Source organism: Microvirga antarctica (assembly GCF_017921815.1).
Classification (GTDB): domain Bacteria; phylum Pseudomonadota; class Alphaproteobacteria; order Rhizobiales; family Beijerinckiaceae; genus Microvirga; species Microvirga antarctica.
Genome location: NZ_JAGEMM010000001.1, coordinates 864,098 through 889,361, shown reverse-complemented (window position 1 = coordinate 889,361; position 25,264 = coordinate 864,098). Strand labels below are relative to the sequence as shown.

27 protein-coding genes are annotated in these 25,264 nt (G+C 63.3%); 9 read left to right on the top strand and 18 right to left on the bottom strand.

The genetic code is table 11. The annotated features are described in order from the left end of the window. Positions 1–41 precede the first annotated feature (41 nt). Positions 42–1,073, bottom strand: a complete 1,032-nt coding sequence (locus J4G32_RS04350; protein WP_210484818.1) for an amino acid ABC transporter substrate-binding protein — start codon at positions 1,071–1,073, stop codon at positions 42–44. Between the two features lie 55 nt (positions 1,074–1,128). Then, a complete protein-coding gene (gene hydA / locus J4G32_RS04345) occupies positions 1,129–2,592 on the bottom strand; it encodes a dihydropyrimidinase (protein ID WP_210484816.1) in 1,464 nt (487 codons plus the stop codon). A 136-nt stretch (positions 2,593–2,728) separates the two neighbouring features. Between hydA and J4G32_RS04340 the strand changes: the two genes are divergently transcribed. Continuing rightward, positions 2,729–3,388 (top strand): GntR family transcriptional regulator, encoded by a 660-nt coding sequence (locus J4G32_RS04340; protein ID WP_210484815.1) that lies wholly within the window; start codon positions 2,729–2,731, stop codon positions 3,386–3,388. A 21-nt stretch (positions 3,389–3,409) separates the two neighbouring features. Here J4G32_RS04340 and J4G32_RS04335 read toward each other — a convergent pair whose 3' ends face one another. Next, entirely contained in the window at positions 3,410–5,179 is a 1,770-nt protein-coding gene (locus tag J4G32_RS04335) for a chloride channel protein (protein ID WP_210484813.1), read from the bottom strand. A gap of 429 nt (positions 5,180–5,608) precedes the next feature. Between J4G32_RS04335 and J4G32_RS04330 the strand changes: the two genes are divergently transcribed. The 5 genes from J4G32_RS04330 (at position 5,609) to J4G32_RS04310 (ending at position 8,812) form a co-directional block, all read left to right on the top strand. After that, positions 5,609–5,920: a hypothetical protein gene (locus J4G32_RS04330; RefSeq protein WP_246504759.1), complete on the top strand. Its 312-nt coding sequence runs from the start codon at positions 5,609–5,611 to the stop codon at positions 5,918–5,920. Between the two features lie 307 nt (positions 5,921–6,227). After that, positions 6,228–6,662, top strand: coding sequence for a hypothetical protein (locus J4G32_RS04325; RefSeq protein ID WP_210484811.1), 435 nt, complete (start codon positions 6,228–6,230; stop codon positions 6,660–6,662). A 47-nt stretch (positions 6,663–6,709) separates the two neighbouring features. Next, positions 6,710–7,345, top strand: coding sequence for a L,D-transpeptidase (locus tag J4G32_RS04320; protein WP_210484809.1), 636 nt, complete (start codon positions 6,710–6,712; stop codon positions 7,343–7,345). 30 nt (positions 7,346–7,375) lie between these two features. Next, positions 7,376–8,416 carry an amino acid ABC transporter substrate-binding protein gene (locus J4G32_RS04315; RefSeq protein ID WP_210484807.1) on the top strand — a complete coding sequence of 347 codons (1,041 nt, stop codon included), beginning with the start codon at positions 7,376–7,378 and terminating at the stop codon, positions 8,414–8,416. Between the two features lie 84 nt (positions 8,417–8,500). Beyond that, entirely contained in the window at positions 8,501–8,812 is a 312-nt protein-coding gene (locus J4G32_RS04310; protein WP_210484805.1) for a helix-turn-helix transcriptional regulator, read from the top strand. A 155-nt stretch (positions 8,813–8,967) separates the two neighbouring features. Here J4G32_RS04310 and J4G32_RS04305 read toward each other — a convergent pair whose 3' ends face one another. Then, on the bottom strand, positions 8,968–10,185 hold the full coding sequence (locus J4G32_RS04305; RefSeq protein WP_210484803.1) for a GGDEF domain-containing protein: 1,218 nt from the start codon (positions 10,183–10,185) through the stop codon (positions 8,968–8,970). A gap of 153 nt (positions 10,186–10,338) precedes the next feature. Next, positions 10,339–11,010, bottom strand: a complete 672-nt coding sequence (gene trhA, locus J4G32_RS04300) for a PAQR family membrane homeostasis protein TrhA (RefSeq protein ID WP_210484801.1) — start codon at positions 11,008–11,010, stop codon at positions 10,339–10,341. Positions 11,011–11,279: 269 nt separating this feature from the next. On the opposite strand from trhA, the gene J4G32_RS04295 reads away from it, so the two are divergent. After that, on the top strand, positions 11,280–11,492 hold the full coding sequence (locus tag J4G32_RS04295) for an alkylphosphonate utilization protein (protein ID WP_210484799.1): 213 nt from the start codon (positions 11,280–11,282) through the stop codon (positions 11,490–11,492). A 5-nt stretch (positions 11,493–11,497) separates the two neighbouring features. Here J4G32_RS04295 and J4G32_RS04290 read toward each other — a convergent pair whose 3' ends face one another. From J4G32_RS04290 to J4G32_RS04280, 3 genes are all read right to left on the bottom strand, one after another. Further along, complete coding sequence (locus tag J4G32_RS04290) at positions 11,498–11,776, bottom strand: hypothetical protein (RefSeq protein WP_210484797.1); 279 nt, start codon at positions 11,774–11,776, stop codon at positions 11,498–11,500. Between the two features lie 100 nt (positions 11,777–11,876). Beyond that, positions 11,877–12,362 (bottom strand): hypothetical protein, encoded by a 486-nt coding sequence (locus J4G32_RS04285; protein ID WP_210484795.1) that lies wholly within the window; start codon positions 12,360–12,362, stop codon positions 11,877–11,879. A 3-nt stretch (positions 12,363–12,365) separates the two neighbouring features. After that, on the bottom strand, positions 12,366–12,533 hold the full coding sequence (locus tag J4G32_RS04280; protein ID WP_210484793.1) for a hypothetical protein: 168 nt from the start codon (positions 12,531–12,533) through the stop codon (positions 12,366–12,368). Positions 12,534–12,702: 169 nt separating this feature from the next. Here J4G32_RS04280 and J4G32_RS04275 point away from each other — a divergent pair, with 169 nt between their 5' ends. Continuing rightward, on the top strand, positions 12,703–14,454 hold the full coding sequence (locus J4G32_RS04275) for a mechanosensitive ion channel domain-containing protein (RefSeq protein ID WP_210484785.1): 1,752 nt from the start codon (positions 12,703–12,705) through the stop codon (positions 14,452–14,454). Positions 14,455–14,473: 19 nt separating this feature from the next. Here J4G32_RS04275 and greA read toward each other — a convergent pair whose 3' ends face one another. The 9 genes from greA to J4G32_RS04230 form a co-directional block, all read right to left on the bottom strand. Further along, on the bottom strand, positions 14,474–14,941 hold the full coding sequence (greA, locus tag J4G32_RS04270) for a transcription elongation factor GreA (protein ID WP_210484783.1): 468 nt from the start codon (positions 14,939–14,941) through the stop codon (positions 14,474–14,476). A gap of 68 nt (positions 14,942–15,009) precedes the next feature. After that, complete coding sequence (locus J4G32_RS04265) at positions 15,010–16,062, bottom strand: branched-chain amino acid ABC transporter permease (RefSeq protein ID WP_210485497.1); 1,053 nt, start codon at positions 16,060–16,062, stop codon at positions 15,010–15,012. Between the two features lie 59 nt (positions 16,063–16,121). Beyond that, a complete protein-coding gene (locus J4G32_RS04260) occupies positions 16,122–17,150 on the bottom strand; it encodes a branched-chain amino acid ABC transporter permease (RefSeq protein WP_210484781.1) in 1,029 nt (342 codons plus the stop codon). After that, complete coding sequence (locus J4G32_RS04255) at positions 17,147–17,872, bottom strand: ABC transporter ATP-binding protein (RefSeq protein ID WP_210484779.1); 726 nt, start codon at positions 17,870–17,872, stop codon at positions 17,147–17,149. The genes J4G32_RS04260 and J4G32_RS04255 overlap by 4 nt, the downstream gene beginning before the upstream one ends. Further along, positions 17,865–18,626 (bottom strand): ABC transporter ATP-binding protein, encoded by a 762-nt coding sequence (locus tag J4G32_RS04250; RefSeq protein WP_210485496.1) that lies wholly within the window; start codon positions 18,624–18,626, stop codon positions 17,865–17,867. The genes J4G32_RS04255 and J4G32_RS04250 overlap by 8 nt, the downstream gene beginning before the upstream one ends. Before the next feature lie 25 nt (positions 18,627–18,651). Next, positions 18,652–19,842 carry a substrate-binding domain-containing protein gene (locus tag J4G32_RS04245; protein ID WP_210484777.1) on the bottom strand — a complete coding sequence of 397 codons (1,191 nt, stop codon included), beginning with the start codon at positions 19,840–19,842 and terminating at the stop codon, positions 18,652–18,654. A gap of 103 nt (positions 19,843–19,945) precedes the next feature. Beyond that, on the bottom strand, positions 19,946–20,866 hold the full coding sequence (locus tag J4G32_RS04240; protein WP_210484775.1) for a DMT family transporter: 921 nt from the start codon (positions 20,864–20,866) through the stop codon (positions 19,946–19,948). Positions 20,867–21,051: 185 nt separating this feature from the next. Beyond that, a complete protein-coding gene (locus J4G32_RS04235; protein WP_210484773.1) occupies positions 21,052–21,888 on the bottom strand; it encodes a universal stress protein in 837 nt (278 codons plus the stop codon). 78 nt (positions 21,889–21,966) lie between these two features. Next, complete coding sequence (locus J4G32_RS04230) at positions 21,967–22,791, bottom strand: polyphosphate kinase 2 family protein (protein ID WP_210484771.1); 825 nt, start codon at positions 22,789–22,791, stop codon at positions 21,967–21,969. 179 nt (positions 22,792–22,970) lie between these two features. Between J4G32_RS04230 and J4G32_RS04225 the strand changes: the two genes are divergently transcribed. Beyond that, positions 22,971–23,606, top strand: a complete 636-nt coding sequence (locus tag J4G32_RS04225; RefSeq protein WP_210484769.1) for a glutathione S-transferase family protein — start codon at positions 22,971–22,973, stop codon at positions 23,604–23,606. Positions 23,607–23,622: 16 nt separating this feature from the next. Here the strand turns inward: J4G32_RS04225 and J4G32_RS04220 are convergent, their stop codons facing one another. Continuing rightward, complete coding sequence (locus J4G32_RS04220; RefSeq protein WP_210484767.1) at positions 23,623–25,263, bottom strand: ABC transporter ATP-binding protein; 1,641 nt, start codon at positions 25,261–25,263, stop codon at positions 23,623–23,625. Position 25,264 lies beyond the last annotated feature (1 nt).

Sequence of the window (25,264 nt, the reverse complement as noted above, 5' to 3'; positions counted from 1 at the left end):
AGAGACGGCGCGCGTCGGGCGCGCCGCCTGAGAGGGTCAGATTACCGGAACGGGGGCGAGTAGAGCAGGCCGCCCTTGGTCCAGAGCTGGTTGGGGCCGCGCGTCAGGCCGAGCGGGGTCTTCTCGCCCAGGCTGCGCTCGAACACCTCGCTGTAGTTGCCCACGCTCTTGATGATGTTATAGCTCCACTTGTTGTCGAGCCCGATCATCTTGCCGAAGTCGCCGCTGACGCCGAGCATGCGCTGCACCTCGGGGTCCTCGCTCTTCAGCTGCTGGTCGACATTCTCCTTGGTGATCCCTTTTTCTTCCGCCGCGATGAGCGTGTAGACGGTCCAGTTCAGGATATCGCGCCAGTTGGAATCACCTTGGCGGACCACGGGAGCGAGCGGCTCTTTCGAGATCGTCTCCGGCAGAACAACGTAATCGGCCGGGTTGTTGGCGACCGCGCGGATCGACGCGAGATCGGACCGGTCGGTACTCGTCGCATCGCAGCGGCCGGTGAAGAAGGCGTTGCGGTTCTCGTCGGTGTTCTCGAACACGACGGATTCGAACTTCTTGTTGTTGGTGCGGAAAAAGTCCGAGAGATTTTGCAACGTCGTGGTGCCGGGAAGCACGCAGATGGCCGCGCCGTCGAGATCCTTGGCGCTTGCGATGTTCAGCTTCTTGGGCACCATCATGCCCTGGCCGTCGTAGAACACGGTGGGGCCGAAATCGAGGCCAAGGGAGTTGTCGCGGGAGAAGGTCTGCGTGGTCTGGCGCGACAGCACGTCGATCTCGCCCGACTGCAGCACCTGGAAGCGGGTATTGATATTGGTGGCGAGGAATTCGACCTTGTCGCCGCTGCCAAAAATCGCGGCTGCCATCGCGCGGCAGATATCGACGTCGAAGCCCTGCATCACCCCTTTCGAATCCGGGAACGCGAAGCCTGCGGAGACCTGCGACACGCCGCAGATCAGCTTGCCGCGCTTCTTCACGGCATCCAGCGTCGCCTGGGCCGATGCCGGTGCCGAGAACGTCGTGAGACAGGCAGCGGCGATGCCTGCCAATAGCACTTTCATGGTGGTGCGCTTCATGGGTGGTCCTCCTGACTTATCGCTTCTTGTGAGCGATCTGTGTTGAGCGCAGCCCTCAAGCGAGGTGCGCGCCGAAATTGGTCTGCGGGTCGAATTCCGGGCTTGGCGTCCCGGATGGTTTCATCGAGTCCGCGCAGTCGCGCAGCTGAATCTTTCCCGAACCCGGCTTCGCATGAATTGCGCCATCCGACACGATGACGCTGCCACGGCGCAGTACGATTTCAGGCCAGCCGCGGATCGTGCGCCCGGCAAAAGGCGTATAACCGGAATTGTCGTGCATCGCCTCGTCGGTCAGCGTCACCTCCCGGTTCGGATCCCAGATGGCGATGTCCGCATCGCCCCCGACGACGATGGCCCCCTTGCGCGGATGCAGCCCGTAGATCTTCGCGGGCGCAGTCGCGGTGATCTCGACGAATTTCTCGATGGTCGACATTCCCCGGCTCACCATCGCGTCGAACATCAGCGGAAGGCGGGTCTCGAGGCCCGGCAGGCCGTTGGCAATCTGCTTGAAGGTGGAACCCGGCCCGGCCGAGAGCTTTCCGGTCTCGTCGTAGCGATAGGGCGCATGATCCGACGAGAGGATTTGCAGGTCGCCCAAGTCGAGCGCCCGCCAAAGCGCGTTCTGGTCGCGCACCGTGCGCGGAGGCGGGCTGCACATCCACTTGGCGCCCTCGAGGCCGGGGCGGTCGGTGTCATCGGCCGTCATGAAGAGATATTGCGGACATGTCTCGGCGAACACCTTGATGCCTTCGCCGCGCGCGCGGCGAACGATAGCCGCGCCCTCGGCCGTCGAGACATGAAACAGCACGATGGGCTGGTCGAGCAGTTCCGAGAAGCGGATCAGCCGCTCGAAGGCTTCCGCCTCGCTCCCGCGCGGATGGCTGACGGGATGAAACTTCGGCGCAACATAGCCGCGAGACACCAGCCGGTCGGCCATCCACTTGATCATTCCGTGGTTCTCGGCATGGGCGCAGACCAGGGCGCCGTGCTGGCGTGCAACCGCCATGACGTCCAGCACCTGCTCGTCGAGCAGACGGACGTTTTCGTAGGTCATGAAGATCTTGATGGAGCGGTGTCCGGCGTCGATCAGTGCCGGTAGGTCTTCGACCAGCGTTTCTGGGGTCGGATCGGAGATCCAGAGGTGAAAGGCGAAATCCGTCAACGCACCGCGCTCGGCCAGAGCCGTGTAGCGCTCTACGACACGGCGCAGTCGGTCGCCGCGATGCTGGGCGGCAAATGAGATCGTCGTCGTCGTGCCGCCGAAAGCAGCAGCGCGCGTAGCGCTCTCGAACGTATCGGCATTCATGATGCCGCCGCCCGACAGTTGCTCAATATGGCAATGGGCGTCGACGCCGCCCGGCATCACCAGGCGGCCTTTAGCGTCGATTTCCCGAGTTCCCTGCGGCAGGTCCTGTCCGAGGGCGACGATGTGTTCGCCCCGGATAGCGACATCCATGGGGAAAACCCCCTCGGTAGACGCGACAGAGCCGCCCCGAACGACGAGATCGTATACACTCATCGACGATCTCCACGCCTATAAGAATGATGATGCATTGGCCACTGTATACAGATAGTATATGGCCGCGCAAGCCGCACTTCGTATGCAATCCTGTGCGGTTTCCCATCAATGCCATGCATGGGATAGAAGGATTCGAATGGAGACAGCTATGGACGCGCATGCGGTCACGTCGACACGGGGGCAGGTGGCCTACCAGCGTCTGCGCGAGTTGATCCTCGATGGCAGTTTCCCAGCCGGGACGCCGTTGCAGGAAACCATGCTGGCGGCCAGGATCGGGGTTTCGCGGACGCCGATCCGCGAGGCGCTGGCGCAACTCATCAGCGAGGGGCTGGTCTCGCGCGTCTCAGGGTTAACGCCCGTCGTGCGGCGGCTCTCGGTCGAGGATTTCGTCGAGATTCTTCATCTGCGACGGCTTCTCGAGGTTGAGGCAGCCGGCCGCGCCGCCGGCTCCGGGCAGTCCGGCGATCTGCGGGCGATCAGGGAGCGGCTGGTGTCGTTTCTTGCCGGTGAACAGCCGACCACTGAAGATCACATCGCCATTGACGACCGCCTCCATACCACCATCGCCGAGCTGTCAGGATCTAAGTTGCTCACTCAGTTTGTGCAGGATCTTCGGCTGCGCACGAAGGTGTTCGACAAGGGGCGGCTTCCCGGGCGATTCGTTCCGGGATGCCAGGAGCATATCGCCATCATCGACGCGGTTCTGGCCGCCGACGCTCCCGCCGCCGAGGCAGCCATGCGCCGTCATATCGACAATGTGCGCGAAAGCATCATGGGTTATCTGCACAGGTTTTGAGCGGCCTCGCGATCCCTGCGATCACCGCAATCCACCGACGCCCAGATCGTCCCGCCGCTGCGCGTCGAGGAGCGAGGAGGCAAGCGCGAAGGCGTCCCGCGCACGCACGCAGCCTGCGAGGCTGTTGCGGTCGTCCGGACTGACGACCGCAAGCGTCGCCCGGTCATCCAGCCGAAACACATCGACCACTTCAGCCAGCGTGGTGCGGGTCGTAACGATTGGGGTCGATTCATAGACGAGTTCGGCCGCGACAATTGGCAGGCCGTCGAATTCCTCTTCAACCGCCTCCACCAGGCGTGGGTCGATGAGTCCGACGAACAATCCATCGAGCCCGTAGACCGCCGTCCCTCGAGCGCCGGCCGTCGAGACGGCGCGCCGCACGTCTTCCAGGCTCGCATTGGCCGCGACGGTTCGCTTGGGCGGGCGCACGATCTCGCCGATGCCGGCGGCCTCCAGGCGGGTCACGTCGTGCCCGCCCTCAATGGCAAGCCCGCGCTGCTGGAAGCGCCAGGTGGCGAACGAATAGCCGAACAGCCGGTCCGTGAGGAACGACGCGGTGACGGCCCCGATGGCCACGACGATGGTGGCGTCGAAATCGCCGGTCGTTTCAAGAACGAGAAAGATCATCGCCAGCGGGCTGCCGATGATGCTTGCGCCGACCGACGCCATGCCGATGACGGCACAGAGGGCAGGACTCCAGACCGGCGCGCCTGGGATGAACGCGCTCACCCACGCGATGACCTGTCCGAGCAATGCACCAATCATCAACGAGGCACCAAAGAGTCCGCCTCGGAATCCGGCCCCAAGGCTCGCTGCCGATGCCAGACCCTTGGCGCCGAGAAGGCCGAGCGCGTGCCGCCCCGCAATGTCGCCGTTCACGGCGTGTTCGATCGCCGCGTGGCCACTCCCGAGAACGGCCGGAAAACGCATCGACAGGACGGTGAGCAGGCCCGCAGCCAGAAGCCGGCGCAGGGTCTCGTCGCGTACGAAATGCTTCATCAGCCGTTCCGTCCCCGAAACGAGCAGCATGACGAGGATGCCCACGAAAGCCGAGACGACGCCCACCGCCACGGCGAGCGGGTAGTCCGACCAGAGCGTGCGGGTTCCGGTGTCCAGGCTGAAGGGCTTGTCCTGTCCGAGCAGGAGCCAGACGGTCAGAACAGCCGCGATCGCACCGACGCCCACCGGTGCCAGTGTGCGTTTGGAATAGCTCCCGAGCACCACTTCGTATGCATAGAGCATGCCGGCGATCGGCGCCCGGTAGGCAGCCGAGATGGCAGCCGCCGCGCCGACGCCCACGAGCAGACGCAGGTCCGAACGCGGCTTTTTCAACCGGCGCCCTAGAAGACTTGCAAGGACAGCGCCAAGCTGGGTCACCGCGGCCTCGATCCCGACGGAGGCGCCAAAGCTCACGGATGCCAGGATGGGAATGACGACGCCCGTTGCGTCGTACCAGCTCATGCTGCCCCCGCTCAGGGCATTGGCTTCGACCGCGTCGATGGGGTCCTTCGTTTTCCAGCGTGAGAGCAAGCGCGAGACGACGGTGACCAGCAGCGCGCCGCAAGCAAGCGCTAACGCGATCCTGACGAAGGAGGCGTGATCCGGCAGGGCGATCCGCCGTTCCGCGGCGAACCCGAGGGTAGCCCGCTGCGCGAAGACGACGAACTGCTGGACCGCGGCCACCATGACACCCGTGGCCACACCAACGACGATGGATAGGCCGACCAGGCGGAAGGACCCGGTGGGCTTGCGCAGGCGCGGCAGGGACGACAATCGCGTCCGAAGGGTCATCTGCGGGTCTCCGACAGAGGGTCGCGCCCGCCTGCGGGGAGCACCATGAGCACAGTTGGATATAGCCCGTCAGCTGTCAGTGTCCTGAATAAACGTGCAAGGGGCGCCCATTTGTCGTCAAGGGTTCTCGGCGGCAGAGCCGATCTGCAAAAAGGGGCGGCTCACAACCGGAGAGAATGCTCGTGGGCCGCGTGTCGCGGGACCGCACGGCCTTGAGGGCCTCGACGGCCGAGGCGTGGGCTTTCCGCGTTTATCAAACGAAAGGTGTTGGGATCAGCGAGCGTGCCGGGCGTCGTTTAGATCCCAGTGTCACCACTTGCGTCCGAGCGATGAGGGAATGAAAAGATTGCGACCGAGCAGCCAAGCTTTTATTCTGCGCAGATCGCGATTCTGATTTGTCGGACGCTACGTCTTCTGAAGGAGCATACAATGTTCGCCATGGTATCGACGCTTGCGCTGGCAGCTTCGCTGATCGCGCCGGTCGCGGACGGTATGCCCAACTTCAACCCCCGGTTGACCTGTAAAGCCGATGCGACGGCTCAGGATGGCGTTGCCCAGCAGACTGTGAAGCAATGCCTTGCGGATGAAGACGATGCCCGCGCGAAGGTCGAGGCGCAGTGGAGCAGCTTCGCGGCGCCGCTGCGGGCGCGCTGCGCGGCAGAGACGCAAGTCGGCGGAAGTCCCAGCTACGTTGAAGTCCTCGTCTGCCTGCGGATCGGCTCAGGACTCAATCCGCAATAATCCAATCCCACCAGTGTGAGGGCAGCGGCAGCGTCTCGGCCAAGAGGATCGGGTTTGCAGGCCATGCCGGAAGTGACGCTGCGAGTCCGTGCCAGAGGTCGCCAGGGCGTGCGAGCCGAAATCAAATCAATTGCTTTCGGCCAAGCTTTTCGGTCATTCTGTCTTCCGTTAGGGAAAGCAGAGATGCATGGCGCTCCATTCTGACGGCGTAGATTTCGTTGCAAAGCAAGGCCCAGGCCGGTGGGTTGGGGCGACAATCATCTTGTCCCTGGCACTCCTCAGCGCGTGCTCGACGACCGAGACCTTGATGCCGTTAGGTGCCGCCCCGAGCGCAGCCCCCAAAGTCAGGGCCGAGGCGCTGGTCGGACGATGGGGCCTTGCCTCCTATCATCGCGACACCGACCGCGAACGGACATTGAAGGAAGCGCGCGCGCAGTGCAGCAATGCCTACGTGATCAAGGAAGGGTCTCAGGGCGGCGTCATCATGACGATGGCGGATGAGACCGAGCCCACCGAAGTCCAGGTCAAGGTGAGCGCCGATGGCCGCACGTTCATCGGTCGGCCGGGCGTGGCCGGCGAGATCTCGGACATGGAGGTCGCTTCGTTCGACGGGACGGTTCTGACAATCGAGTATCTCGATCCGGATGTCACCGCCCGCTACGGAACGATGGTTTATGTTCGGTGCGATGCCGCCGCCGGCAAGGCCGCGCCTGCAAAACCCAAACAACGCCCAGCAACCTGACGACCCGGCTTCCTGCGGGCGCGAACCACGATGGCAGCGAGGATGACATGATCAGCTTTAGTCGCATCAGCAAAGTTCTTGGCTCTGTCGCGATTATGGCGGGGCTGGCTGTCTGGGCCTTGCCGGTCCAGGCTCAAGCACCGCGGCCGTTTCAGCCGTCGGCACCGGAATTGGATATCGACGAGCAACCCGGCTTCGTCCCGTCGACGGAGGCCGAGCAGTTGCCGGACGGGTTCGAGCGGCAATACGTCTATTTCCGCACGACCGAGCCGCCGGGCTCCATCATCGTTCATACGGGAGAGCGCTTCCTTTATCTGGTGCAGGGAAACAACCGCGCGCTTCGCTACGGCATCGGGGTCGGGCGTGACGGTTTTCAGTGGTCGGGACTGGTGAAGGTCACCCGCAAGCAGGAGTGGCCGGATTGGCGCCCGCCGCCGGAGATGATCAAGCGCCAACCCTATCTTCCCCGCTTCATGGCCGGCGGACCGGGCAATCCCATGGGCGCGCGGGCGCTTTACCTCGGCGAGACGGTCTACCGGATCCACGGCACGAATCAGCCCCAGACCATCGGTTATGCGATCTCGTCCGGCTGCTTCCGGCTCGTCAACGACGATGTGGCCGATCTCTACGAGCGCGTGCCGGTCGGTACCAAAGTGATCGTTAAACACACCGCCAAACTCTGAAATCCCCTGATCTCCATTGCCGAGGAAGCCATGTCCGTTCGAGCCAGACCCGTCCTGAGCCTGTGCAGCACGCTGTTCGGCGTGTTTGCCGTATGGGCCGCTTCCGCCAGCGCGGCGGAGGCGCAAACCCTTAAGGCTGTGAAGGATCGTGGCAGCTTGATCTGCGGCGTCAGCCAGGGCCTTGGCGGATTTTCGGTGGCCGATCCCAAGGGAGCATGGACCGGCTTCGACGTCGATTTTTGCCGGGCTATCGCGGCCGCGATCTTCAACGACCCCACCAAGGTGCAGTTTGTCGAATTGTCGGCGGCGGATCGGTTTCCGGCCCTCGCATCAGGCAAGATCGACATCCTGGCGCGCAACTCGACCTGGACCATGGGCCGCGAGCTGGAATTCGGTATCGTCTTCACGGGCGTCACTTATTACGACGGCCAAGGTTTTCTGGTCCCGAAATCGGCCGGCATCTCGTCTGCGGTGGAACTCGACGGAGCAAAGGTTTGTGTTCAGGCTGGCACGACGAGCCAGGCGAATGTCGCAGATTTCTTCAGCGCCAATGGCATGAAGCTCGAGACCATCGTCGTGTCGTCGCCGGCCGAGGCGGCGGCCGCCTATCAGGATGGACGCTGCACTGCGATTTCGAGCGACGCCTCGCAACTTCACGCGGAACGTCGCAAGCTTGCCAAGCCTGGCGACAGCCTGGTCCTTCCAGACATCATCTCCAAGGAACCCCTCGGCCCGGCCGTCCGCCAGGACGACATGCAGTGGTTCGGTCTCGTCAAATGGGTCAATTTCGCCATGTTGAACGCCGAGGAACTGGGCGTGAGCGCGAAGACCCTCGACGAGGCGCTCAAATCCGACAAACCCGATGTGAAACGCCTCGTCGGTCGCGACGGTGATTTCGGTCCGAAGCTCGGGTTGACGGCTGACTGGGCGACGCGGATCATCCGGGGTGTCGGGAATTACGGCGAGGTCTATGACCGCAATATCGGCGCCACATCCGCGCTCGACATTCCGCGCGGCGTGAACCAGCTCTGGCATATGGGCGGCATCCAGTATGCGCCGCCGATCCGCTGAGGCGAGGATGTCAAGTTCACGGCGGCGCGCCGTTGGCAGCTGTTGTTTTTCTTGATACCAAAAGTCTCAAGCGAAGGATGCGGCGTGCCGACGAAGAGCGTTTCTGTCAGACAGGTGAAAGCGGCCCGTGCCTTGCTCGGCTGGTCCCAGGCCGATCTTGCCGAGGCCTCCGGTATTTCGGAACCGACCATCAAGCGAATCGAGGCGGCCGAGGGGATCCTTGGGGGGCGCAGCGGGACAGCTGACAAAATCCAGGCCGCATTCGAACATGCCGGGATCGTCTTCCTGTCCGAAAACGAGCCCAGCGATGGCGGCGGTCCCGGTGTTCGCACTCAGACCATGCACGTTGACGAGGGTTTGCGCCCCGACCAACTGAATTCCGAAAACGACGGCTGACAGCCTGAGACGTGAACCTCCTGCCGCCGCAAGAAAGTCGATTGCCATGACGCTGCACGAACATTTCGAAAAGCACGGACGTACGGTCGCCGTCGTGGTCGTGATCGCCATCCTTGCCTACAGCGTTACCTATTTCTGGTGAGAGCGTCGGCTGACTAGAGCCTCAGAGTACGCGGGCCTGACGAGGAGGTGCCGGGAAACTGATCTGTCTCCGGGGCCTCATCGACGACACACCGGTTCCGACCGCCGCGTTTGGCCGCGTAAAGCGCCCGGTCGGCCCGAGCGACCAGCTCCCAGATGGTCTCGCCTTCATGCTGTTCCGCAATCCCGAAGCTCGCAGTGACAAGGCGGGCCGCCGGCAGAGCGGAGAAGCGCGCCTTCTCCAGGTTCATGCGCAGGCGTTCTGCGCATTCGCGCGCGCCCGCGACATCGGTCTCCGGGAGCATGACGACGAATTCCTCCCCGCCGATCCGGGCTACCAGATCCGAATCGCGCACGGTCTCGCGCAGGATCCGCGCGAAGGATCGCAGCACCATGTCGCCGCCCTGGTGCCCGTAGCCGTCGTTGATTGATTTGAAATTATCGATGTCGCAGGCGATGAGACTGATGAATGTCCGCTGCCCTTCGCCTTCAGCGATCAGGCGGCTAGCCCGTTCCTCGAAGCCGCGCCGGTTGAAGAGGCTCGTCAGCGAGTCGGTGTCCTTCTCATGGCGAAGGTCCGCAATGGTGTCCGCAGCGCTCGTCGCCAGGAGGGTGATGCCGAAGATGACCCCGAACATGGACATGACGATCTGCAGGGCGAGCCAGAAAGAGGATCTCGCAAAATTATCGAGTGATGGCGTAATCGAGTTGATCGTGAGCAGCGTGCGGGGAAAGAAGTGCAGCGCAAAGAGCACGAAAACCCAATAGAGGACCTGATCGGCCAAGGCGCCCTTGCGTAGTCCGTCCAGCCAGGCGAGGGCCGCAAGGAAAATGATCCCTGCACCGACGTTCATCACATAAATCCGAGCGACGAGATCGTTGTCCAGATAATAGTAATAATAGATCGCCGACATGACGATCAGCACAACCGCGATGTAACAGGCGCGTTGAATTCGGCTTCCGGCCCGAATTGCCAGTCCCTCGATCAGCAGAAGAGCGCTCGCCAGATACAGGAGCGCCGATAGAAGCGTGTTCAGCCCAACGTCCTGGGGCACGAAGATGATCTGAACAGTTGCGGCAAGGCAGTAAGCAAAAAACGCCGATGAGAAATACAGGATGTGACGTCTGGTCCGGTCAACGTTCCACGTCAGGAGCAGCGTGACGGCAAAGACAAGCAGCACCGCCGGCCCAATGAGGGCAAAGATCTGACGTGTAGCGAGGAACTGCAACACTTGCACGGCTACCTAGCTGCTGGGCCGAAATCCGCTCGCAATCGCCGCAAGCATCCGCGGAGAGTGCTCGAAACCCTAGAAAAACACGGTTTGCATCGCATCCTATATAGGAAGCTTGGCCTCGTTCAAGGCAGGCTTTTCAGCATTCCGTGCTCATGCGCGCGCCAGGACCATGTAGTCCATGACGGCGCCGTAGTGGCAGGCCGCCGCCGTGAGAACGAAAGCATGCCAGATCGCGTTCTGGAAGCGCAGGCGTTCCCAGACGTGGAAGATCACACCCACCGTGTAGAGAAGCCCGCCAGCCGCCAACCACCACATGGTCGAGGCGGGAAGAATAGCAAAGACGACATCGTAAAACATCACGCCGCTCCAGCCGAGAGCGAGATACAGAAGAATGGCCAGACGGTCGAAGCGCCCCGGCAACGCCAGTTTGAGGGCAATGCCGATGGCCGCGGTCGTCCAGATGCCAGCCAGCAGCCCTGGCGATACGACCCCGCCATTTATCCTCATCAGGAACGGCGTGTAGGTTCCAGCGATGAGAAGGTAGATCGCCGAGTGGTCGAACCGTCGCAAAATCCATTTGACCCGTGAGACCGGCCACATGTTGTAGGTCGCAGAGACCGCCAGCACGGCAACCAGACCCGTGGCGTAGATCCAGGTCGCAGCATATTCTCCCCAGGAAAGGTGCAGGGCGGATACGAGAAGGGTCACGGCGCCCGCCACGGCAAAGCCGACGCCTGCCACATGGACGATGGCATCCATGCGAAGCTCCGCGGCATCGAAATCCCGGTAGCGGCTGTGGACTGGAAGGGGGGCTCGCGGCATCGGCTCCTCGGGTGCGCCAGCGGCAGGAGCCGTGCGATACGTCAATGACAGGACAGTGAGACGACCCGGCGCTCATCGCCGCCAGGCCAGCACAGACTAAAAAGACAGTCGCGTCATTACCCAAGGGCAACGTGCGGACGAGAACGCCAGTCTAGGCCCGTGGTTCCTGCTTTTCACTGCGGCAAACGCCCGCTGAGACGAGGGCGCCATGCTTGCCACCGCGGGGAATATCGCGCATGCGATGACACCGTATATCAGGGGGGGACCACATGGACGTCAAGGACAGCAACGGGGCGATCCTGCTGGATGGTGATTCCGTCCAGATCATCAAGGATCTGAAGGTCAAGGGAACGTCTGTGACGCTCAAGCGCGGAACGCTCGTCAAGAACATCCACCTGACGTCCAACCCCGAGGAGATCGAAGGCCGCGTCGAGAAGGTGAAAAACCTGGTGCTCAAGACCTGTTTCCTGAAGAAGGTCTAGACGGTTTACGTGACGCCGCCAGGACGAACGGGCCGGATCAGCCAGGTTACTGACGCGAACGCTCCGAGCCAAGATCCCAGGGCTGCGAACAGCACGTAGATGGCGTGCTCCGTGTAGCTGATGACCGCGAAAGCCGACAGCAGGTACCAGATCGAACTCCAGTTGGCGGCGCGCCAGCGCTGCCGCGACACGACCGCTGCGTTGAAGAACACATAGGCGGCATCTGTCGCCGCTGTGGCTGCTACGACGCCGAGGGCGATCAGGGGGTCGATAGTCCAGATCATGGGAACCTCCGGCTCTCCGCGTCGGCATAGTGTGAAGAGCGCGGGTCGCACCTCATGATTTAGCCAGGATCGTTCCGTCGATCATGCGGTGCGCAAACGGTCAGCGCGGCGTTCCGTCCTGGTGCTGGGTCTCGGACGTGGCAGAAAAGAACCCAAGAGCCGCACAGCCGGTCAAGCGTTGCTCCTGCAGATCACGGCAAACTGCGTCTGTCATCATATCGGGCAAGCGCACCCACCCGTCTTCGCCGGGGAGTTGCGGCACAAGATGGATCTGCCCGTCGCTGACCTGATCGACAATGCACGCATAGGCCCGCCGATCGCCATAGGGGCGGTAAATGACGGTGGCGCCGAGCCGCAGCCTCTCGGCCGTTCCCGCAGCTTGCGGTGTCGAGCCGGCAGGACTGACGGCCTCGCCCTGCGAGGCGGCACGATACCGATCCAGCGCCATGATCGCCGCCCGTGCGCGATCCCGGTATCGCTCGGTGACGACACGCAGAACCGGGTCTGTGTTGGCGCCGGGATACCAGGAGATGCCCCCAAGGCGCGCCAATTCTTCCGCAACGACATCGACTTCCTTTTCAGTCATGGATCACTCCTGAAAAATCCACAGGGAAGAACGGCGCGAGGCGGGCGGTCTGAAGCTGACTGAAAACAGCAACAGCTTTTCAAAATACTGCGCCGCGGCGAGCCTGAACAGATGTTTAAGGTCCGGGAAACAAAATGTGATCGGGGTCAAATAGTCCTTCTTTTTAGGCATCAGAACCTTTTCCTATGAGAGAGGCGGTGACACAGTCTGTGCGGTCTTGTAAGTCTTTGGTCCTTCTGATCGCCGGTACGGCAGGCCGCGCCATGTCTTTGCGCCATGGACAGGGTCTGTGCTCGTGCACGCGGCGTTCACCATCGCCTCCGCGTCTGAGGAAGCCCCTATGAGATTGTCCCGCCGCAAGCTGATCATGGACGCAGGCATGCCGATTATCTGCGTGGTCCTCATGGGGCTGTTCGTCGCCCTGCAATTCCTTGCCACGCCCCCGGCACTCGGAAACCTCCGGTATCTCGCACCGGCCGAGACCTCCACGCCCCGGGCGACGATCGAGGGCTTCCGCGCCCATACGGCCCAGGCGGCCGCTTTGCTGATGGAGGCCTATCGACAAAACACATCGGAGCCGGGCCTGACGTGGAGCAAGGAGGTGAAGGACAAGGTCAAGGAAGCCGAGACCCTGTTGGCGCGCGCCGCGCGCACGCTCGATCTGAGCAACGTTCCGCCGGTCGAGCTCGAGCATCGCCGGCTTGAGGCAACGTTGCTGCTGAAGGAAATTCTCGATCGCTTGCCGCTCCCGGCACCGGATTCCATTCCTGCCCTCGACGGGGATGGACACGCCCTGCCGAGCTGGACAGTGCCCGGAACCGAAATCCGCATCGCGCGGATCCTCGACGGCCCAAGGGCGGGCGAGTACCTGTTCTCGAGCCATACCGTCGCCCAGCTTCCCCAGTACTATCAGTTGATCCGCGATGAGCCGAACACGGACGGCTCGACGGGGGATTTCTATGGCTTCTTCAGCCAGTCGCCCGGCTATCTGTTGCCGCCGAAATGGTTCGCCCTGATCGAGATGCTTCCCGCCCCCTTTCGCAGCGAAGTGCAGGGCCAGGCGGTCTGGCAGTGGATTGGCCTTTTCCTGACGATCGCGATCGCCGTCGGGCTCGTCACCGGCGTGTGGCGTCTGTCGCGCGCGCGGTCGCTCTCCCCTGATTGGCCGTCCTCGCTGACAGCGAGCATCCTCGTTCCCGGTTCCGTCATGGTGGCGGCCATGATGATCACCTACGTCACCGACTTTCAGATCAATCTGACGGGAATGGTCAACGACGTGGTCGAAGCCATTGCCGAGGCGATCGCCTATCTGGCGGCGGTATGGGGCATCCTGAAATTCTCGGGAGCGCTGGCCAACAAACTGACGTTTCGCAAGTCCGAGAGCATCGATGCACATCTGGCGCGTGCCGCTGTCCGCATCGGCGGCATCGGCTGCGCGATCGCCCTGCTGATCTACGGCGCATCCTATCTTGGTCTTCCGCTGGCAGGCCTATTGGCCGGTCTCGGTGTCGGCGGCCTGGCGGTGGCGCTCGCAGCCAAGCCGACGCTTGAGAATTTCATCGGTGGCCTGATTCTCTATGCTGACAGACCCGTCCGTGTCGGGGACCTGTGCCGCGTTGGAAATCTAGAGGGTCGCGTGCAGGAGATCGGAATCCGGTCGACCCGCATCCGGGGCCTCGACCGTTCGCTGATCACCATTCCCAATGCCACCTTCGTCAATCTGAACATCATCAACCTGACGAACCGCGACAGCATGCCCTACAACCGCACCGTCGCCCTGCGGTCGACGGACAGCCTCAGCATCCGCCGCGAAGTGGAGGGGCTCGAGGCGCTCGTCGGCCCGCATACGATGATCCTGCCCGGCACGCTGGAAGTGCGCCTGCGCGAGGGCCAGGAAGAGAAACCGAAGGCCGAAATCCGCGCGCTGATCGCAACCTCGAGCTGGGAGATCTTCCTGCAAGTGCAGAAGGACATCGACCTGATGCTGCGCGATGCACTGTTCGTGCCGGACACATCCTCACCACCGGACGAGAGCCGGACCAGGGTCTTTCCGCTCAAGGACGACGAGGCCGGCCAGAAGGCGAGCGCCTGAGAGCGCCCCAGCGCGGCTGTCATTGGATCGCGGTGATCACAGCTTCCCCGTGGCCCAGCATCGCCGTATCGTCGACGCCTTTCCCCATCAATGCCTGAGCCAGCGGCGACACATACGAAATCGTCCCGGCAGCGGGATCGGCCTCATCCTCGCCCACGATCCGATAGGTCTGGCGTCGGCCATCCTCTCGCACGAACGAGACAGTTGCTCCGAAGCGCACCTGGGTGTGATCGAGGGGGTCGGGGACGACCTCTGCGGTCGCGCGGCGATGCGACCAGTAACGAAGGTCGCGCGAGGATCTGGCGATCTCGGCCCGGTCCTGCTGCGCCTGAGCCTGCGAGAGGCGGGCCGCGATGGCAACAATCTCAGCATCGATGCGCGTGAGACCCGCCTGCGTCACGAGGTTCGAATGGGCGCTGATGGGGCGGTCTGGAAGCTCTTCGAAGGCCTCGCCACCCTCAACCTCACGCACGAAAGCCCTGCTCATGGCGTGCATTCCCTCGTTGCTGTGACACAAGAACGAATGAGGTCGCAGTTTGTTCGCGGCCGGTTGGCTCAGTGGCGCCGACGCAGATGTCCGACAATGCCGCCCGGAAACGCGTAAACGCTGATGATGAAAAGGGCGCCGAGCCACAGCAGCCAGCGATCAGGGTGAACCAGATCGGGCAGGACCGGAACGCCGGTCAGCGCGGTGTTGGCCCAACCCATGAGCACCTGCAGGTAGCTCTGCGCAAGCACGAACAGGGTCGCGCCGATGACGGCGCCATAGAGCGTTCCCATGCCGCCGATGACCACCATCAGCAGAATGTCGATCATGATTGAGAAGGACAGAGTGGTGTCGGGGCCGTTATAGCGCAGCCACAGGGCAAGGAGGCCGCCGGCGATGGTGGCTGCCAGCGCCGCTATGACCGACGCGGCAGTCCTGTAGGCGACCACCCGATAACCCAGAGCCTCCGCCCGGAATTCGTTTTCCCGGATCGCCTGAAGAACCCGTCCAAACGGCGAATTCACGATGCGCAGCAGGACAAGAAAGACCGCAAGTGCCGCGAAGAAGACGAGAAAATAGGCAAGCACGCGGCCGTTGATCGACAGGCCCAGCACGGGCTCGGCGAAAAGCCGGAAGGCCGGACGGAGCTGGTGCGGCAATTGAAACGACAGGCCGTCCTCGCCGCCGGTGATCGTCGACATCTGCGAGGCCAGCACGGCGGCCGCCGATGCCACTGCCAGCGTGATCATGGAAAAGAAGATCGCCCGCACCCGCAACGAGAGCAGTCCGATGGCTGCGGCGAGCGCTGCCGAGAGGGCGAGCGCTCCCAACAGACCTAAGCCCACCGAGGTCCAGGTGGGACCGAGGCGGTCGAGTGCGATGGCCACCCCATAGCCCCCGATGCCAAAGAACATCGTGTGGGCGAAGGAGACGATCCCCGTATAGCCGAGGAGAACGTCGTAGCTGGCGGCGAGCGCGATAAACACGCAGATCTTGGCGGCGGTCCCGAGCGGCTGGCTGCCGCCAAACAGGAATGGCGTTGCTGCAAGGCCAAGGACGATCACCACCAACAGGGCCGCGAGCGCCCGCGAGCGGGGACCATCGGACGACAGCAGGCGCAGCAGAAGGCCGTTCGACGGACCAGTGTCCTCTGGCTGCGCGGACGCAAGGAAAGCGGGTTTCATCGGCGCGCCACGGGAAACAGGCCCTCGGGGCGCCAGACCAGCACCAGGGCCATCACGAGGATGTTGGACACGAGCGCCAGTTTGGGCGCGAGGAAGCCGACGTAATTGGCCACGAGCGCCACAAGCACCGAGCCGACGAAGCACCCACCGACCGAGCCGAGTCCGCCGATGATGATGACGATGAAGACCAGCACCATCACCTCCATGCCCATGCCGGCCGTGAGAGTCTGCCGGTAGAAGGCCCACATCACCCCGCCCAGTCCGGCAAGCGCCGAGCCGGCGACGAAGACGCTGACGAACAGACGACGAATTCGGTAGCCGAGCGCTTCGACCATCTCGGGGTTCTCGACTCCGGCCCTGATCAGCAGGCCGATCCGCGTCCGGTTGAGGAGGAGCTGCATGCCGCCGAAGACCGCAAGCCCGATGACGACCGCGAAGACCCGGTAGCGCTCCATGACGATATCGCCGACCACATAGGCTCCGCGCAGGGTTTCGGGCAATGCGATGGGGATCGGCGACGCGCCCCAGATCGCGTGGATCAGTTGCTCGGTAACGATAAGGCCGCCCATGGTGACGAGGATCTGCTTCAAGTGGTTGCCGTAGACCGGGCGCACGATGATGCGCTCGAACAGCGCTCCGACGATGGCCGTGAGCGCCATGGCGACGAGAATGCACAGACCCATCAATCCGAGATTGAGGGCGAGCGAATCCGCCTTTCCCCATGCGGCGAGCGGACCGAGCACGATCAGCGTGGCGTAGGCGCCGAGTGAAATAAAGACGCCGTGACCGAAATTGATGATGTCCATCAGGCCGAACACCAGCGTGAGGCCGGACGCCATGAGAAAAATCATCATGCCCATCGCGAGCCCCGCCACGGTCAACGTCACCCATGACGAGGGATTGCCGACGAAGGGCAGGGCGAGGAGCGCGAGGGCCGGGACGAGCAGGAGCGGCAGCCAGTCAGTCTTGCTGCGGGGCAAGGGCGTCTGTGCCTGTTCGGTCGTGATCGAGGGGAATTCGCTCATTGATGGGCGTCCAGGCTGAGTCCGAGCAGGCGCTGTTGCAGCGAGCGATCAGCGACGAGCGCGCCCATGGCGCCCGCATGGACGATCTTCCCGTCATCCATGACAAGCACGTGGTCGCCCAAGGCTGACGCCGCGTGAAAATTCTGCTCGACCAGCAGGATCGTCTCGCCGGACTGCTTCAACGCCCGGAAAGCCTCGATCATGCTGCGGATCATCACCGGCGCAAGACCCTTGGTCGGTTCGTCGACGAGCAGGAGACGGCGCGGCTCGGCGATGGCGCGGGTGATCGCCAGCATCTGCTTCTGTCCACCGGACAGATAGCCGGCCGGCAGGTTCCAGAATTTCTTCAGCGCCGGAAACAGGCCGAGCATCCAGTCGAGGCGCGCTGAATCCACCGGACCGCTGCGGGCCGCCAGCACGATGTTCTCGCGCACGGTGAGATCGGTGAAGATGGCCATGGATTCCGGCACATAGGCGATGCCCGTGCGGGCAATGTCGGGTGTCGCCATGCGGGCGATATCGGCGCCGCCGAAGCGGATGCGGCCGGACGAGGCCTGCCACAGGCCCATGATCGTGCGAAGCGTCGTGGTCTTGCCCGCGCCATTGCGGCCGAGCAGAACCGTCAAACCGCCCTGCGGCACGGCGCAATCGACCCCGTGGAGTATGTGATAGGGACCGATATGGGTGTGGACGCCTTCCAGCTGCAGCAGCGGCTCAGGCATGGGAGACCTCCACGCCGAGATAGGCCTCCTGCACAATCGGTGAGGCGATCACGCTGGCGGGCTCGCCATCCGCCACCAGCGCGCCATTGTGCAGCACGACGATGCGGTCGGCGAGCGAGCGCACGACGTCCATCTTGTGCTCGACCAGCAGCACCGTGGCATGGCCCTGCCGTTTGATATCCTGGATGAGATCGAGGATCGTCGGCACCTCGTCGACGCTCATGCCGGCAGTCGGCTCGTCGAACATGAAGACTGTCGGTTCCATCGCGATCAGAAGCGCCACTTCAAGCTTGCGCTGGTCCCCGTGGGACAGCGCCGCCGGCGTCACGTGGCGCTTATCGGAAAGCCTTACGCGTTCGAGCACGGCCTCCGCCTTCTCAATGAGATCGCGACGGCTGTTCCACACCGTCAGCATCGACCAGCCCGCAGCGGCGCTGCTCTGCACGGCCAGACGGACATTCTCAAGCGCTGACAGTTGCGGGAAGAGATTGGTCAACTGAAACGCACGGCCGAGACCGCGGCGGGTGCGCGCGGAGGCCGGCAGGTTCGTTACGTCCTGCCCATCGACCAGCACCTGCCCGGCGCTCGCGCGCAATTGTCCCGAAATCAGGTTGAAGTAGGTGGTCTTTCCCGCGCCGTTGGGCCCGACAATCGCCGTGAGGGTTCCGGGCGCGAATCCGCACGACACGTCGTTGACGGCGACGTGGCCGCCGAAGCGGATGGTCAGCCCGCGCGTCTCCAGCGCGGGCTTCACGATGATCGGATCGGCCACGTTCCGGTCAGCGCTTGTTGCGCACCGGAATCGGCAACTTGTCGGCCGGGATAATGTCCACGAGATCCAGCAGGTCGTTGGAATCCTTGCCGTCGGCCTTGACCTTGAAATGGTACATGACCTGCAGCGCCTGATGGTCTTCCTTGCGGAAGGTCATTGGCCCCTTGGGCGTGTCGAAGCTCATGCCTTCCATGGCGGCGATGAGTTTCTCGGTGTCCGTGCCGCCTGCCTTGTCGATGGCGGTCAGCGCTGCGGAGGCTGCCGCAAAACCACCCGCAGTGAAGAAATCCGGCGGCGTGTTGAAGCGCTTCTGATGCTCGCTCACAAGCCAATCGTTCATCGGGTTCTTGGGGAAGGCATGGTAATAGTAAATCGCGCCTTCCATGCCGGGATAGTTCTTGTAGATCTGCATCGCCGGCAGAATGTTGCCGCCGGGGGCGATCTCGATGCCGTAGCGCTCGGGCTTGAGGTCGGCGATCTTCGGCAGCGGGTGCTGCCCCGCCCAGATGATGGTGATGATTTTTTTGCCGGGCTTGTCTTTCAGGGCATCGAAGAGACGTTGTGCGGACGCGGTGAAATCGGTGGCGTTCTGCGGGGTGTACTCCTCGAAGACCACCTTCGCGTTGGGGCGAATCTCCTTCAGGGCGTTCTTGACCGCCGCAACACCATCGCGGCCGAAGGCGTAATCCTGCGCAAGCGTCGCGACGCTGACCTCGCCGCTCGACGGGATCGCGGCGGCGGCGCCGTAGGCGTCCTGCGTCGAGTTGCGGGCGGTGCGGAAAATGAAGCGATTCCACTTCTCGCCCGTGATGGCGTCGGCCACCGCCGGTTCCACGATCAGCACCTTGCCGTTCTCTTCCGCGACCGGCAGCATCGCGAGGGCTGCGGCCGACGAGGTCGTGCCGATAGCGAGATCGACCTTGTCGTCGTTATAAGCTTGCTCCAGCAGGGTCTTGGCCAGATCGGCCTTGAGCTGATCGTCCTTCACGATCACGCTGATCTTGCGGCCCTTCCAGCTCATGGTGCCTTTGGTGAGGTATTCGAGCCCCATCATGAAGCCCGCTTCGGTCTGCTTGGCATAGGCCTCGAGTGCGCCGGTCTTGCCGGCGATCAACGCGATCTTGATGTCCTGGGCCACGGCCCCCGATGCCAGAAGAATGCCTGCCGTTGCGGCGGCTGCTGTAAGAATGCGGCGCATGGGTTTCCTCGCGTTTTTGTGACGTTATTGGGGCCACCGGTCCGGCCGCTGTCAAGCACGACTCTGTGATGATGCGGCGGCCCGGGCGATGACCAAAGGGGACCTACAGTTCGGGCAGGATGGGGGGCTCGATATCCCGTCGGACCCGGCCGCGATTGGCGGCGCTGCGTTCCAGCACCAGCAGAACGAGACCGGCGCCGCAGATGATCCCCGCGCCCACAAGGGTCCCCATCTCGACGATATCGCCGAATGCCAGATACCCCAGCACGATGGCCCAGACGATCAGCGTGTATTGATAGGGCGCGACCACCGATGCCGGAGCGAGTTTAAGCGATCGGTTGACGCACATGTGGCCTGCCATCGACACGACCCCCAACAGGAACAGCGCGGACAGATCGAGCGCGGACGGCCACACCCAGGCAAATGGCGCCGCAACCGCACCGAACAGCAATGCGCCGATGATCTGTCCCAGCACGAGCGTCGCATCGGGCGTGTCGCGCAACTGGCGCGTGGTGATCATCAGCAACGCGTAGAACACGCTGCCGCCCAGCGCGATGAGCGCCGGCAAAGTGATGGTGGCGACCGACGGACGAAGTGCCACCACCACTCCGACAAATCCGACGGCGATGGCGACGATCCGCGGTGCATCGAGTTTCTCGCCCAGCAGGACATACGCGAAGGCCGCCACATAGATCGGGCCAGCAAGATAATAGGTCATCACGTCCGCAAGCGGCAGGTAGGTCACGGCCGCATAGAACGAGGCGACCTCCAGCGTGGACAGGCAGATGCGCACACAGTGCAGACCCGGCCTCGGCGGTACGGCCAGAGGCACGTTCTGGCGTCTGATGATGGGCAGCAGAACGACGAGGGCCGCCGCGCTGCGCAGGAGCAGGACCTGACCGACCGAATAGGTGGCGACGAGCCACTTTCCCATCACGTCGTTGACGGCAAACAGGAAGATGCCAAGCAGCATCAGCCCGATGCCGAACATCGCGCCGGACCGGACGATCCGCGGGCGATTCATCGCGCGCGGCCCTGCCGGCGCGGCGCAAGGGCGGCGCGGCTGGGGCGACGAACGGTGGCGCGCGCGGCAGACGACATGGACAGGACTCTTAGGCCAACGGGTGCCCTGCGCCTATCGCCCCCTCGGGAAAAGGTCCATGGCCGGCCGCAGGTTGTCCCCCGAGACCGCCAAGCCGCAAGAATGGATCAGTGGGCCATCAGTACGGGAATCGTGGTGTTGCCAAGGATGTGGCTGGTCGCTCCTCCAAAGAACATCTGGCGCAACCGGCTCTGGGTATAGGCGCCCTTGACCAGCAGATCGCAGCCAAGCGCCGCGCTCTCCTTGAGGATCGCATCTCCTGCCTTGTTGGAGGGATCGGCGCCGGTGATGGCCTCGGCGCGCACGCCGTGCATGGAGAGCGAGCGAACCAGCTCGGACGCCGATGGGCCTGGCACGCCCCAGCCATCGAGTTCAAGGACGACGACGCGCCCGGCGTTGACGAGGAAGGGCAGCGATCCGAGCACGGCACGCGCCGTCTCCGTGCTGCGGTTCCAGGCGATGACGATGGTCCGGCCGATGGTCTTGGGGGCGATCGGAGGCGCGATCATGACGGGCCGGCCGGTCTCGAAGAGCGCGGATTCGACCGTCGACAGCCGGGTGTGGCCGTTGGTTCCATCGGGACGCCCCAGGACCGTAACGTCAAAAACGCGGCCGTAGGCGCCCATGAAAGCGTCCTCGTTGAGGCCGTCCTGCCGCCAGCCGAAACTCAGGCCGGGCACGCCGGCGGTCGAGCGAGGGACGCTGTTCTTCAGCATGAAGCCTTCGAAGCGCTCCCGGCAGGCAGTGGCCATTTCCTGGCGGTTCTCGGGGGTGATCGGCGAGGGGACGCCGATGGCGATGTCAACCGGCAGAACGACCGGGTAATCGGGCGTGATGGCAAGCCCTTCGATGTAGCTATCGAAGGTCTGGCCAAGGAGGAGGGCGGTGTCGAGGACGGACTCGATGACGCCGTGATCTTCAATCGGGACGAGGATGCTTTTCATAGCCGTATTGTCGCGCTCATGAGGAGCGTTCGCAAGTCCCCAGCCCCGGTTCTGTTGCACTGCAATAGGGTTGATGCGTCAAACGACCTTGAAGTCGGAGGGTTTCCAGTCAGGCTTGGGATACTTCGGATCCATGTCCTCGAGGGTCGCCTTGACGATGTGCCCGACGGCGGCGTTGCGCACCCATTTGTGATCCGCCGGGATAACGTACCATGGGGCTTCCTCTGTCGAGCACTTCTCAAGAAGCGTCTCGTACGCCTCCTCGAAATCCTCCCACAGGGCGCGGTCCTCCAGATCGGCCGGGTTGAACTTCCAGTTCTTCTCGCGTTCGTCGAGGCGTTCCTGGAGCCGTTCGGCCTGCTTGTCGGCGGAGATGTGCAGCATGAATTTCAGCACGACCGTGCCGTTCTCCGTCAGCATCTTCTCGAAGGCGTTGATCTGTCCGTAGCGCTCGTCGATCGTCGACTTCGGCAACAGCTTGTGGGCGCGCGGAACCAGCACGTCCTCGTAATGCGACCTGTTGAAGATGCCGATCGTGCCGCGTCGCGGGCAGGCCGCATGAACGCGCCAGAGATAGTCGTGCGCCAGTTCCCGCTCGGATGGGCGGCCGAAGGCCGTGACTGCAATTCCGATCGGCCCTGTGGTGTTGAAAACGCTGCGGATGGTCCCGTCCTTGCCGGACGTGTCCATTCCCTGCAAAACCACCAGCAGCGACCGCTGACGCTCCGCATAGAGACGATCCTGCAACTCGTTCACCTGAGCGGCGATCTTCAAGGTTTCGGCCTTGGTGTCGGCCTCATCCTTGAACAATCCATCGCCATCGGCGTCGCTGGCCTTCAGCTTGACCTTGTCGCCTGGCTTGACGCGAAGCTTCTCGATGAGTTCCCGAACCTGATTGGCCATAGCGGCCCTTTCTTTTCGCTTGAAGGCCGTCGCAATTGCAGGTGCGCTGCGGCCTGGATGATCGACAGGACGATAGGGCCTGCCGCGTCAAAAGGAAGACCCCTCCGAAATTGCAGCTTTACGGTTCTCTCGGGTCATCCTAGCAAGACGTGTCAATCACGTCGTGAAAAGGCACTCCGATGATCGCGCTCTACTACTATCCCGGCAATGCCAGCCTCGTGCCGCACATGATGTTGCGCGAGATCGGCACGCCCTTCGAGTTGCGCCTCGTGGACCGGGCGCAGAATGCTCAGAGTAGCCCGGACTATCTCAAGCTCAATCCCAGCGGCCGCATTCCTGTCCTGGTCGATGACGGTCAGGTGCTGTATGAGACAGCGGCCATCGCCATGCATCTCGCCGACCGCTTTCCGCAAGCCGAACTGGCACCGGCCATCGGCACGCCGGAGCGCAGCGAATTCTACAAGTGGATGATCCATCTCAGCAACACGCCGCAGGCGGAGTTCAGGGCCTGGTTCTATCCCCATCAGCATGTGGCCGACGAGGCCGCCACAGAGAGCGTGAAGACGGCAGCCGGCCAACGGCTCAATCGCATGTTCGACGTGATCTCCCGCGAACTGGGTGACAAGCCGTGGTTGCTGGGCGAGCGGTTCTCGGCTGCCGATCTGCTGCTCTTCACGCTGATGCGCTGGGGACGGGGGATGCCACGGCCGCCGCGCACGCTCCCCAATCTGGCAGCCCTGGCCGCACGCGTTGCCGCGCGACCCGCCGTTCAGGAGACCCTGCGCGTCGAGGGGATCGAAGCGCCGTTCGTCTGAAACGCCGGCGGTCCGGTCAGTTCGAAAGTGGGGTCCCCATCGCGCCGGGCTTGGTTTCTTCCAGCCCGCGCAGGAAAGCGGCGGCGATCAGGTCCTGTGTGTAGGTCTGCTTGGGCTTTTCGAAGATCGCCTCCGCGTTGCCGCGCTCGACCACCTTGCCATTCTTCATCACCATGATCTCGTCCGAGAGCGCGCGGACGACCGCGAGGTCGTGGCTGATGAACACGTAGGCGAGGCCGTGGGCGGTCTGTAGATCGCGCAGCAGATCGACGATTTCCTTCTGCACCGACCGGTCGAGGGCCGATGTAGGCTCATCCAGCACCACGAGCTTGGGATGCAGGATCATCGCCCGCGCGATGGCGATCCGCTGGCGCTGGCCACCCGAGAATTCGTGCGGAAAACGGTTGCGCCAGGCGGGGTCGAGCCTCACCTCGTCGAAGGCTTGCGCGGCGCGACGGTCACGCTCCTTGCGGGTGATGCGCGGCTCGTGGACGAGAAGACCCTCCGTGACGATCTCGCCCGCCGTCATGCGCGGCGAGAGCGAACCGAAGGGATCCTGGAACACCAGTTGCAGATGCCGCCGCAGCGGGCGCATGCCGGCGCGATCAAGCGGCATCAGGTCCCGGTCCTCGAAACGCACGATGCCGCCGGCCGGCAGCAGGCGCAGGATCGCCCGGCCCAGAGTGGATTTGCCAGAGCCGGATTCGCCCACGACGCCGACGGTCTCGCCGGCGCGCACCGACAGGCTCACCCCATCGACCGCGCGCACCATGTGGCCCGCCTTGCTGAACAGCGTTTTCTTCAGGCCGAACGTGACTGTCATGTCCTTGGCCTCGATCACCATCGGTGCGCCTTGCGAGACGGGATCCTTGCGGCCGGTGGGTTCGGCATCGATGAGCATGCGCGTATAGGCGTGCTTGGGTTCGGCAAAGATATCCGCCGTCTGGCCGCTTTCCACGACCTCGCCGCGCTTCATCACATAGGTGCGGTCGGCGAAGCGGCGGACGATGCCGAGATCGTGGGTGATGAACACGATCGACATGCCGAGACGCTTCTGCAGGTCAGCCAGCAATTCCAGAATCTGCGCCTGGACAGTCACGTCGAGCGCGGTTGTCGGTTCGTCCGCGATCAGCACATCGGGATTGTTGGCAAGCGCCATGGCGATCATCACGCGCTGGCGCTGGCCGCCCGACATTTCATGCGGGTAGGAATCGATCCGCCGCGCCGGCTCCGGAATGCGCACCAGCTCAAGCAGTTCGATGGCGCGTTCGCGCGCCTTGGCCTTGCTCATGCGGCCATGGGTGGTGAGCGGCAGGGCGATCTGGTCGCCGATCCGGTAGAGCGGATCGAGCGAGGTCATCGGCTCCTGGAAAATCATCGTCAGCTTCGAGCCGCGATAGCGGTTGAGCTTGTCGGGAGAAAGGCCGACGAGCTCCTCGCCGCGATACTTCACCGAGCCTTCGGCCCAGCCATTGGAGGCGAGCAGGCCCATCACCGACATCATGGTCTGGCTCTTGCCGGAGCCGGATTCGCCAACGATGGCGACGGTTTCGCCCGCCTCGACGTCGAGATCGATGCCCTTCACCGCATGAAGGATTCCGTCGCCCGTGCGGAAGCGGACATTCAGGTTGCGGACCGTGAGGACGGGTTCGGCCATG

Bases quoted from the DNA above. Each gene is read 5' to 3' on its own strand.
- J4G32_RS04315 (WP_210484807.1), top strand. From the start codon at position 7,376: ATGTCCGTTCGAGCCAGACCCGTCCTGAGCCTGTGCAGCACGCTGTTC.
- J4G32_RS04235 (WP_210484773.1), bottom strand. From the start codon at position 21,888: ATGAAAAGCATCCTCGTCCCGATTGAAGATCACGGCGTCATCGAGTCC.
- J4G32_RS04245 (WP_210484777.1), bottom strand. From the start codon at position 19,842: ATGCGCCGCATTCTTACAGCAGCCGCCGCAACGGCAGGCATTCTTCTG.
- J4G32_RS04335 (WP_210484813.1), bottom strand. From the start codon at position 5,179: ATGACCCTTCGGACGCGATTGTCGTCCCTGCCGCGCCTGCGCAAGCCC.
- J4G32_RS04330 (WP_246504759.1), top strand. From the start codon at position 5,609: ATGTTCGCCATGGTATCGACGCTTGCGCTGGCAGCTTCGCTGATCGCG.
- J4G32_RS04220 (WP_210484767.1), bottom strand. From the start codon at position 25,263: ATGGCCGAACCCGTCCTCACGGTCCGCAACCTGAATGTCCGCTTCCGC.
- J4G32_RS04350 (WP_210484818.1), bottom strand. From the start codon at position 1,073: ATGAAGCGCACCACCATGAAAGTGCTATTGGCAGGCATCGCCGCTGCC.
- J4G32_RS04225 (WP_210484769.1), top strand. From the start codon at position 22,971: ATGATCGCGCTCTACTACTATCCCGGCAATGCCAGCCTCGTGCCGCAC.
- J4G32_RS04240 (WP_210484775.1), bottom strand. From the start codon at position 20,866: ATGAATCGCCCGCGGATCGTCCGGTCCGGCGCGATGTTCGGCATCGGG.
- J4G32_RS04325 (WP_210484811.1), top strand. From the start codon at position 6,228: ATGCCGTTAGGTGCCGCCCCGAGCGCAGCCCCCAAAGTCAGGGCCGAG.
- J4G32_RS04280 (WP_210484793.1), bottom strand. From the start codon at position 12,533: ATGCCTAAAAAGAAGGACTATTTGACCCCGATCACATTTTGTTTCCCG.
- J4G32_RS04260 (WP_210484781.1), bottom strand. From the start codon at position 17,150: ATGAGCGAATTCCCCTCGATCACGACCGAACAGGCACAGACGCCCTTG.
- trhA (WP_210484801.1), bottom strand. From the start codon at position 11,010: ATGCCGCGAGCCCCCCTTCCAGTCCACAGCCGCTACCGGGATTTCGAT.
- J4G32_RS04285 (WP_210484795.1), bottom strand. From the start codon at position 12,362: ATGACTGAAAAGGAAGTCGATGTCGTTGCGGAAGAATTGGCGCGCCTT.
- greA (WP_210484783.1), bottom strand. From the start codon at position 14,941: ATGAGCAGGGCTTTCGTGCGTGAGGTTGAGGGTGGCGAGGCCTTCGAA.
- J4G32_RS04340 (WP_210484815.1), top strand. From the start codon at position 2,729: ATGGAGACAGCTATGGACGCGCATGCGGTCACGTCGACACGGGGGCAG.
- J4G32_RS04320 (WP_210484809.1), top strand. From the start codon at position 6,710: ATGATCAGCTTTAGTCGCATCAGCAAAGTTCTTGGCTCTGTCGCGATT.
- hydA (WP_210484816.1), bottom strand. From the start codon at position 2,592: ATGAGTGTATACGATCTCGTCGTTCGGGGCGGCTCTGTCGCGTCTACC.
- J4G32_RS04255 (WP_210484779.1), bottom strand. From the start codon at position 17,872: ATGCCTGAGCCGCTGCTGCAGCTGGAAGGCGTCCACACCCATATCGGT.
- J4G32_RS04230 (WP_210484771.1), bottom strand. From the start codon at position 22,791: ATGGCCAATCAGGTTCGGGAACTCATCGAGAAGCTTCGCGTCAAGCCA.
- J4G32_RS04275 (WP_210484785.1), top strand. From the start codon at position 12,703: ATGAGATTGTCCCGCCGCAAGCTGATCATGGACGCAGGCATGCCGATT.
- J4G32_RS04290 (WP_210484797.1), bottom strand. From the start codon at position 11,776: ATGATCTGGACTATCGACCCCCTGATCGCCCTCGGCGTCGTAGCAGCC.
- J4G32_RS04295 (WP_210484799.1), top strand. From the start codon at position 11,280: ATGGACGTCAAGGACAGCAACGGGGCGATCCTGCTGGATGGTGATTCC.